Source organism: Kribbella sp., assembly GCF_035655035.1.
Lineage (GTDB): Bacteria > Actinomycetota > Actinomycetes > Propionibacteriales > Kribbellaceae > Kribbella.
Genome location: NZ_DASRVN010000706.1, coordinates 1 through 8,997 on the forward strand (window position 1 = coordinate 1; position 8,997 = coordinate 8,997).

8 protein-coding genes are annotated in these 8,997 nt (G+C 68.3%); all 8 read right to left on the minus strand.

Going from position 1 to position 8,997, the window contains the following annotated elements; translation table 11 throughout:
- Positions 1–1,359: multicopper oxidase family protein (locus VFF46_RS36695; RefSeq protein ID WP_325041871.1), on the minus strand; the 1,359-nt coding region annotated here is incomplete at its 3' end.
- Between the two features lie 19 nt (positions 1,360–1,378).
- The gene (locus VFF46_RS36700; RefSeq protein WP_325041872.1) at positions 1,379–1,792 is read right to left on the minus strand and encodes a hypothetical protein; all 414 of its coding nucleotides are present in this window, start codon (positions 1,790–1,792) and stop codon (positions 1,379–1,381) included.
- Entirely contained in the window at positions 1,789–2,337 is a 549-nt protein-coding gene (locus VFF46_RS36705) for a DUF1707 domain-containing protein (RefSeq protein ID WP_325041873.1), read from the minus strand. Before VFF46_RS36705 ends, VFF46_RS36700 begins: the two co-directional genes overlap by 4 nt.
- A gap of 194 nt (positions 2,338–2,531) precedes the next feature.
- Positions 2,532–3,887 (minus strand): ABC transporter substrate-binding protein, encoded by a 1,356-nt coding sequence (locus tag VFF46_RS36710; RefSeq protein ID WP_325041874.1) that lies wholly within the window; start codon positions 3,885–3,887, stop codon positions 2,532–2,534.
- Complete coding sequence (locus VFF46_RS36715) at positions 3,884–4,762, minus strand: carbohydrate ABC transporter permease (protein ID WP_325041875.1); 879 nt, start codon at positions 4,760–4,762, stop codon at positions 3,884–3,886. Before VFF46_RS36715 ends, VFF46_RS36710 begins: the two co-directional genes overlap by 4 nt.
- Positions 4,759–5,700, minus strand: a complete 942-nt coding sequence (locus VFF46_RS36720) for a sugar ABC transporter permease (protein ID WP_325041876.1) — start codon at positions 5,698–5,700, stop codon at positions 4,759–4,761. The genes VFF46_RS36715 and VFF46_RS36720 overlap by 4 nt, the downstream gene beginning before the upstream one ends.
- 36 nt (positions 5,701–5,736) lie before the next feature.
- Positions 5,737–7,854: an alpha-galactosidase gene (locus VFF46_RS36725; protein WP_325041877.1), complete on the minus strand. Its 2,118-nt coding sequence runs from the start codon at positions 7,852–7,854 to the stop codon at positions 5,737–5,739.
- 128 nt (positions 7,855–7,982) lie between these two features.
- On the minus strand, positions 7,983–8,897 hold the full coding sequence (locus VFF46_RS36730) for a nucleotidyltransferase domain-containing protein (RefSeq protein ID WP_325041878.1): 915 nt from the start codon (positions 8,895–8,897) through the stop codon (positions 7,983–7,985).
- Between the last annotated feature and the right edge of the window lie 100 nt (positions 8,898–8,997).

Consider the following 8,997-nt stretch of genomic DNA (forward strand, 5'->3'; position numbering starts at 1 on the left):
GAGGTTGTGGCAGTGGTCCATCCAGAGGCCTGGGTTGTTGGCGACGAAGGCGATTTCGTAGGTTTCCTTGTTGCCTACCTCCAGGGTGTCGGTCCACCAGGGGGAGCCGGTGGCGGTGACGCCGTTGCGGGAGAGGACTACAGCGTGGTGGCCGTGGAGGTGCATGGGGTGGGCCTGACCGCTGGTGTTGGAGATCTTCATCCGGACCACGTCCCCCTCGGCGACCATGAACATCGGTACGTCGGGGAACTTGTGGCCGTTGATCGTCCACCACAGGCCCGGTTTGCCGTCCAGGAAACCCGCCGTCCGGCCGATGCGGTACTCGAAGTTGCGGTTCGCCTTGGCCGGGTCGAAGCCCAGCGGCGCCGGCGTACCGTACGTCAGCAGGTCGACCGTGTTCGCGGGCAGTTCCCCACTCGGCGGGTCCGTGCCGGCCGGCGCGATCCCGAGCGACAACGACGACGTACCTGCCACCAGACGCAGACCGCCTGCCGGTACGGCCGCCTCGAGGTCCACGCGTCCACCGGCCGGTAGCGCATAAGCCGCAGTCACCGGCGTGGGCCCGTGGACGTCGTGCCCGTCGACGGCGACCACCTCGTACGGCGTCCCGAGCAGCCCCACGCGCAGGATCGTGTTGTCGGTGTTGATCACCCGCACCCGTGCCGACGTACCAGCCGGAACGTCCACCCGCGCAGCACCAGTACGCCCGTTGATGGTCCGCTTGCCGTCGTACGTATGGATGGTCGCGACAACGTCACCAGGAGTGGCCGGCGCGATCACGATCGGCCCGAACAGCCCGCCCTTGACCTCGTCGCTGGACACCTGGTGCGAGTGGTACCAGTACGTCCCCGCCTGCTCCGCCTTGAAGCGGTACACGTGCTTCCCGCCCACCGGCACCGCGTCCTGCGTGACCCCGGCGACCCCGTCCTCGGCATTCGGTACGTCGATCCCGTGCCAGTGCAGCGTGGCGCCGTCCTTCACGGACTCGTTCACGAACGTGACCTGCACCAGGTCGCCGACCTTGGCCCGGATCAGCGGACCCGGCGACGTACCGTTCACCGTGTATCCGTCGACGGTCTCACCGGACGCGAGCTGGTACTTCTGCTTGCGCGCGACCAGCGTCACGTTCACGTCCGGCGTACCGGTCTTCGGCCCGGTCAGATCGGCGACGCTCATGCCGCTCATGTGGTCCATGTGGTCCATGTGGCCCGCCGAGGTCGGGCCGCCGCCGTAGTCGGCGTACCCCATCTCCGCCGGGTTGTACGAACCCGGGACCAGGCTGGTCGCCCAGAGGTAGCCCAGCGGTACGAGTACCGCCAGCACCACCCCGAGCGCGACCAGCCGGCCCCGCTTACCCAAGGATCTACGCAGCCGCACCTCAGGCACTGGTCACGGATTCCTTCGGTACGGCGGCCCGCCGGGCGCCGGCGCTCGCGATGCCCGCGATCACCAGGCCGTTGATACCGTGCAGGACCCCGAGCGCCGGTACCCCGAAGGACACCACCGCGAGCAGGAACTGCACGACCACCAGGCCGACCACGATCCCGGCCAGCACCCGGCCGCGCGGTACATCGGTCAGGAACGACAGGATCAGGAACACCAGCGCGAGCAGCCCGATCACCGAGCCCGCGATGCTGTGGTACGTCTCGCCGAAGTTGCTGTAGTCGGCGCCGATCGTGGCGCCGTCGTTCGCGGCCTTCGCGATCGTGAAGCCGGACAGCGCGATCGACGCCACCTGCAGGACGACCGCGATCGCGATCGTCAGGCCGACGATCCGGTACGCGTTTCTCATGCCCGGCGCTCCATCCGGCGCTTGCGGATCACGAACACCGCGGCGACGATCAGCGCGATCGGGAGGATCGGCGGGTGCCCGCCGCCGAACACGCAACCGATGGACGCCAGTACGCCGAGCACGCCCAGCACGATCAGCAACGGCAACGGCACCCGGCTGATGAACCCCCGCGCGGCCCACGGTGGACGACCACCGAATCCACCGCTACCGGAGCCGGACCCCGCGGGCCCGGCACTGCCGGCGGAGTTCTCCGGTGCCGTCCACGGTGGCTTCCGCCAGCCCCACGGTCCCGCCCAGCTCTCACCCTCGGCACCGGCGGCGCCGTGCGGGGCAGCGCCCGGCCCGGCCTGGTGCGGACCGGGCAGGTCGGCGAACTGCGCCTGCAGGTCTGCCTCGGTTTTGGCTTTGAGGACCTGCTCGACGCGTTCGGAGTGTTCCTCCGCGGTCAGCCGGCCGGCTTCGTAATGTTCGCCGAGGCGCCGGACGGCGTCCTCGCGTTCACGGTCGCCGATGCGGATCGGTCCGCCCGGCCTCTCCTCGTTCATGACTCTCCTCGATGGTCGAAGGTTCTCCGATGCCACCAAGGTTGTCGCTCCGGGCCGCCGATCCGCGTCGCCTCAGCGGCGGTACCTCCGCTACCCCCGGAGGAGCACGCTGCACCGCTGGACGCAGTACGGCGTACTCCCCCGGGCGTAGTACCACCCAGGGTCAACCCTCAGGCATACCCTCAGCTGTTCCCTCAGCTGTTCACAGCGAGGATCTTGTTCACGTCCGCGTTCGCCTTCGCCAGCGACGCCGGATCGGCCTCGAACGACAGCACCGCGTCCATCGCCGGTGTCATCACCGCGGTGACGTCCGCGGCGTTCGGGTTGGCCGGGTACGGGAACACGTCACCGGCCTCCACGGGCTCCAGGAACGGCGTCACGTCCCACCCGCTCTTCGCGAACGCCGCCTTCGCCGCCGGCATGCTGGCCGCCACCGCCGGGAACACCACGCCCGCCTTGGCGACGATGTCCTGCGCGGTCTGTGAGCCGAGGAACTTCACCCAGGCCCAGGACGCGTCCCGCTGCGTCGTCCCGGCCCAGATGGTGTCCGCCAGCCCGTTCATCATCGACATCCGCTTGCCGATCGGCCCGATCGGCAGCCGTGCCAGCTTCGTCTTCACCTGTTTGAGCGTGCCGTACGTCCCGAGCATCCAGGACCCGTTCGGCGTGATCGCGTACTTCCCGGCGCCGAACGACGTGGTCACGTCCACGCCGGACTTCGCCTGCGCGTACGTCGGCATCAGGCCCTTGGTGATCAGCCCGCGCCACCACCCGATCGTGTCGGTGAACTTCGGGTCGCCGTAGAAGAACTTCGTCCCCCACGGTTCGCCCTCGGAGTACTTCCAGCCGTTGGTCGCGGCGTACCAGCTCCAGCTGGTCTGCCCGTCACCACCGCCGGCGTCGGCGTACCCGAGTCCGTAGACCTTCACGTTGTTCTTGTCGAACCCCGGCTGGTCGCCCCGGCGGCCCTTCGAGTCCACGGTCAGCCGCCGGACGATCTGCTCGAACGTCCCGCCGTCGTGCGGGTTCCAGGTCATCGAGTTGAGCTGCTCGGTGCTGATCCCGGCGGCTTCGGTGAACGCGCTGTTGTAGAAGTAGACCTCGGTGTCCCAGTCCTTCGGCAGGCCGTACCGCTTGCCGTCGGCACCGATCCACCGCTCCGCGAGACCTTTCTGGTAGATGCCCAGGTCAACGTTGTCGCGGGCGACGTAGTCGTCGATCGGCAGCACCTGCCCCTTGGCTGCGAACAGCGGGTACTTCGAGGAGTGCCCGGTGAACACGTCCGGCGCGGTGTTCGAGATGAACCCGGTGACCAGCTTCGACCAGTAGTCGTTCCAGCCGTACTGCTCGATCTTCACCGAGTACCGCGGGTTCTGTTGGTGGAAGACCTTCGCGCACTCGGTGTACATCGGCAGCTGCGCGGAGTCCCACAACCAGTAGATGATCTCGCCGTCGCCCCGCGCGGCGGCGCCGTTGTTGCAGGCGGCAACAGCCGGAACGGCGAGCGACGCGAGTCCTGCCTTCAGCAGGGTCCTTCGTGACAGTGTCATTTGATCCCCGAGAAGCCGATGGAGTTCGTGATCCGCTTGGCGAACGCCAGGAACAGGATGATCATCGGCAGCGCCGCGATCAGCGTCGCCGCCATCAGCCCGGCCCAGTCCGGCCCGCCCTGTGGCGTCTGCGAACGGAACACGCCCAGCGCGACCGTCAGCACCCGGACGTTCTCCTGCTGGCCGACGAGCAGCGGCCAGAAGTAGTCGTTCCAGGAGTTGATGTAGGTCAGGATCGCCAGCGTCGCGATCGGCGCACCGCTCATCGGGATGATCAGCCCGAAGAAGATCCGCCGGTGCCCGGCGCCGTCGATCATCGCCGCCTCCTCGAGTTCCCGGTTGATGCCGAGGAAGAACTGCCGGAGGAAGAAGATCGCGAACGGCGTCATGAACGCCCCCGGCAGGATGATGCCGGCGAAGCTGTTCAGCAGCCCGAGGTTCTTGATCAGGATGAAGTTCGGCAGCGTGGTGAAGATCGGCGGCACCATCAGCGCGGCCAGGAACAGGGCGAACACCTTGTCCCGGCCGGGCCAGCGCAGCCGGGCGAACGCGTACGCCGCCATCGCGCTGAAGAACACCTGGCAGGCGGTCGTGATCGTTGCCACCACCAACGAGTTCCGCAGGTACAGCCAGAAGTTCACGGCCGCACCGGAACCACCTTGCGCCTGCGCCTCGGCGATCGACGAGAGCCCGAGGACCCGCTTGAACGCGCCGAGCGTGGTCTCCACCGGCAGCAGCGAATGCGGGTGCCCGGGCAGCTGCGTGTTGTCGGAGAACGCCGTACGCAACATCCAGTAGAAGGGGAACAGCGTGACGATCAGCAGGATGAACAACAGCACCCAGGCGACCGTCCTGCCGACGCTGAGTCGTCTCATCCCAGATCACTCTCCCGCGCCCGCAGCAACTTCAGTTGCACCAGGGAGACGACCGCGAGGATCGCGAACAGCACCAGCGCCATCGCGGACGCGTACCCGAAGTCGAACCGGGTGAACGCGCGCTCGTAGATGTAGTAGTAGATGACCCGCGTCGCGTTGATCGGACCGCCCTGTGTGGTGACAGCGACCGTGTCGAAGATCTGGAACGACCCGATCATGGTGACCACCAGGACCATCACCAGCACGGGCCGCAGCAGCGGCAGCGTGATCCGCCAGAACGTCTTCCACTCGGTCGATCCGTCCACCTCGGCGGCCTCGTAGACGTACGACGGGATCGTCTGGAGCCCGGCGAACACGAGCAGCGCCGTGTACCCCATGTGCCGCCAGACGTTGATCCCGGCAACGGTCGGGATCGCCCAGTGCGAGTCGCCGAAGAACGCCACCGGGTCGACCCCGAACCAGCTGAGGAACGTGTTCACGACGCCGACCTGGACGTCGAGCATCCAGTACCAGACCAGCGCGACCACCACGTTCGCGACCAGGTACGGCGCGAGGATGATCGCGCGTACCGTGATCGACTTGGTCAGCCGGTACATCAGCATCGCGATCCCGACCGCCAGCACGGTCTGCAGGCCGATGTTGATCACCACGTACTCGACCGTGACCACCAGCGCGTTCCAGAAGAAGCTGTCGTGGATCATCCGCTCGTAGTTGGCCAGTCCGTTGAACTTCGGCGCGGAGAGCAGGCTGTACTCGGTGAAGCTCAGGTACGCGCCGCGCAGCGTCGGCCAGATGTAGAACACCACGAACCCGAGCGTGGCCGGGGCGAGGAAGATCATCGCGACCTTGAGGTCTCCCAGGCTGCGCCTCTTCCCCGGCGGCGCCGCCTGTCCCCCGTGACTTCGTGCGGTCTCTGGTGGTGCGTTGGTAGTGGTCACGGGGGATCTCCTCTTCTGTCCGGCGGCCGGGCGGGCTTACCCGGCCGCGGTAACTTCCAGCAAGATCGCGCTCTCCGGCCACTGCGCGGGCATGAGCACTCCGACCGAGGCGAGGGCGGCGCCGTTCAACTGCACGCTTCCACCGTCGGCCGACCACTCCGCTGACCGCGAGTCGAGACCGGGTGTCGTGACCTTGCTGATGCGGTACGTCGTCCGCGGGTCGAGTCCGGGCAACCGCACCCGTCCGACCGCCGACGTCACCGACTGCTTCATCTGTACGACGCTGAACACGCCGTGGGACTCGTCCTGCGCCACGACGCCGTGCACCAGCACGTCCTCGGGACCGCGATCCGCGCGGACCACCCGACCGGTGTGCAGCAGCGGCCGCAGCTCCTTGTGCAGGGCCACCCAGCCCTTCAGCTCTGCGCGCTCCTCGGCGCTGGCGGACGCGATGTCCCACTCGATCCCGAAGTGCCCGAACAGCGCGGTGATCGCGCGGAACGACAGCGTCTGCGTCCGGCCGGTGGTGTGCGCCCGCGGCGGGCCGACGTGGCAGCCGATCAGCTCCGGCGGCAGCAACAGCTGCGTGTACCGCTGGATGGTCTGCCGCTCGAGCGCGTCGTTGCTGTCACTGCCCCAGACCCGGTCGGTGCGCTCCAGGATGCCGAGGTCGACGCGGGCGCCGCCGGAGGAGCAGGACTCGATCTCCAGGCCCGGGTGCCGGCGCTTCAGCTCGTCGATCAGCCGGTATACGGCCGCCGTCTGCTCGTGGATGCCCGCCGTACCGGTGTGCTGGTTGCCGCCGTCGACGAAGTCGCGGTTGTGGTCCCACTTCAGGTACGCGATGTCGTACTCGCCGAGGATGCTGTCCAGGCGCTCGAGGATGTAGTCGTACGCCTCCGGGATGCCGAGATTCAGGCCCTGCTGGTGGCGCGCGGTCGGCGGCATCCGGTCGCCGGTGGCGAGGATCCAGTCCGGGTGCTTGCGGGCCAGGTCCGAGTCCGGGTTCACCATCTCCGGCTCCACCCAGAGCCCGAACTGCAGGCCGAGACCCCTCACGTGGTCGACCAGCGGGTGCAGGCCGTTCGGCCAGATGCCCTCGTCGACGTACCAGTCGCCGAGCCCGGCGTGGTCGTCGCGGCGGCCGCGGAACCAGCCGTCGTCCAGGACGAACCGCTCCGCCCCGACCTCGGCGGCCGCGTCCGCGAGCGACTTCAGCTTCGCCAGGTCGAGGTCGAAGTACACGGCCTCCCAGGTGTTCAGTACGACGGGACGCGCGCTGCGCGGGTGGTTCGGCCGGGCCCGCAGGTACTCGTGGAAGCGCTGCGCGAGCTGGTCGAGGCCGACGCCGTACGAGCCGTAGATCCACGGGGTGCTGTAGGTGCCCTGCGGCTGCAGACGACCCTCGCCCGGGAGCAGCAGTTCGCCGCCGCCGATCACGCCGTACCCGGTCATGCCGCGCTCGGCGTACGAACGGTGGTTGCCGCTCCAGGCGGTGTGCACGCCCCAGACCTCGCCGGTCCGGAAGCCGAAGCTCTCGGTGCCGGCCAGCAGCAGGAGCGTCGCGTCGGCGCCGGTACGGCCGCGGCGGTTGTCGCGGATGTGCGCGCCCTGCGTGAACGCGTGCCGCTGCGGGTGCCGCTCGCCGATGTGCCGGCCGGTCAGGTCGAGCAGCTCGGTCGCCTCGGTCGGCACCGGGAGCGCGAGGAACAGCCCGTCGACGGTGTACGGCGTAGTGCCGGCGTTGGTCAGGTCGGCCTTGGCCTTGACCAGGCCGGAGTCGGTGAGCTCGATCGTGAGTTTGAGCTCGAGCCCGGCGTCGGCGGCCTCGACCTGCACGGTGTTGCCGGTCTGCGCGACGTTCGTGAGCCGGAAGCTCGGGGAGAAGTCCTGGCCGTCGCGGTGCCCGTTCAGGCCGGGCAGCCCGAACCAGCCGGCCGAGTACTCCGGCACGATCGCGACCGGGAGGTCCTCGTTCAGCCCGCTCCCGCTCTGCACCGCCCCGGCGCCGCGCCGCAGGTCCAGCAGAGCGTTACCGGTCAGCTCACCCAGGTCCGCGCCCCAGTGCAGGACGGAGGGCAAGGCCGGACCGGAACAGTCCAGCACCAGGCTGACGCCACCAGCCCGGAGCTGCAGAATCTCGATGTTCGCCACTGTTGATTCACTCTGCTTTCTGATTGATTTCAGGACGGAACTATTTCCCGCCGCGAGCCGGTTGTCAATGCTTCACGAAGTTAAGTAAATACCCTAAGCCCCTCTACAACGAAGGAAAAGCGGGTAACTCAGCGGCCGAGGCTGCGCTTGCGGACCGAGCGGAGCCAGTCGTCGACGGTCCTGACATCCGGGGTTGCCGGGAGGACCGTGTGCTGCAGGGCGGCGTCGAGTTGTTCGTGGAGTTGGAGGCGCCAGTGTTCGACCTCGGACCACGGGAGCTCGCCGCGTTTGATGGCCAGCAGGCGGTCGCGGTGTTGGCCGGCGTCTACCACGAGGGTTGCTTCGAGCAACAGTTCGCGGGCCGAGAGCAACAACCGGATCAGGTGCATGACGTGCTTCCACTTCGGCGTACCGTCGCGGCGGAAGTCCGTCTCGAGCTTCTTGAACTGACTGAGCACGTAGCCGGAGTACGTCTGGTACGCGAGCTGGGACAGGAACGCCCTCCGCAGTCCGACGAGCTCTTCGCCGAGCGGGGTCTGGCGGACGACGAGCGGCGAGTGCAGGACCTCGAGCAGGTTCGGGTTCGACTTGAGGGCGAGTTCGCAGAACCGCTCGACCTCCCACGCGAACCACTCCGGCTCCGGCCCGTCCACGTGCGCCGGCGGCTTCGCGAGGGACCAGAACGCCTCGGTCGGCGCGACGTACACGCCCCGCGTGTCGGTGTCCGACTCCGCCGTGTCCAGCCCGAACGCCCGCGACCCGACCACCGCGGCGTAGATCGTGTGCTCCCGCACCAGCCGGTCCCCGTCCGGCTGCTCGAGCCCGATCGCCTCGTCCTGGTACGCCGTCCGCAAACTCAACTGCTCCCGCCCCGCCACGGTCTCCCGGCCGTCGACGAGCCGTACGACGTACCGCTCGTCCGCGGTCACCCCGGCCACCCGCCCGGTCGCCCCGCGCTGCGCCGTACCGCCCTGGCTGTCCGGCCCCGCCACCCGGACCACCACCTGCGTACCCACCGGCAACTGCGGTCCCTGAACTGCCACGCAACCATCGTGCCTCAGCGTCGGGGGCATCGATGCGATGACAGAATGCGCACACATCAGTACGCTCGGTCCACCGAACTCCCGGTGTGAGAGGCCTTCC

What these genes read in the sequence shown, in the direction of transcription:
- VFF46_RS36715 (WP_325041875.1), bottom strand. Translation starts at nt 4,762, where the DNA reads ATGAGACGACTCAGCGTCGGCAGGACGGTCGCCTGGGTGCTGTTGTTC.
- VFF46_RS36705 (WP_325041873.1), bottom strand. Translation starts at nt 2,337, where the DNA reads ATGAACGAGGAGAGGCCGGGCGGACCGATCCGCATCGGCGACCGTGAA.
- VFF46_RS36700 (WP_325041872.1), bottom strand. Translation starts at nt 1,792, where the DNA reads ATGAGAAACGCGTACCGGATCGTCGGCCTGACGATCGCGATCGCGGTC.
- VFF46_RS36710 (WP_325041874.1), bottom strand. Translation starts at nt 3,887, where the DNA reads ATGACACTGTCACGAAGGACCCTGCTGAAGGCAGGACTCGCGTCGCTC.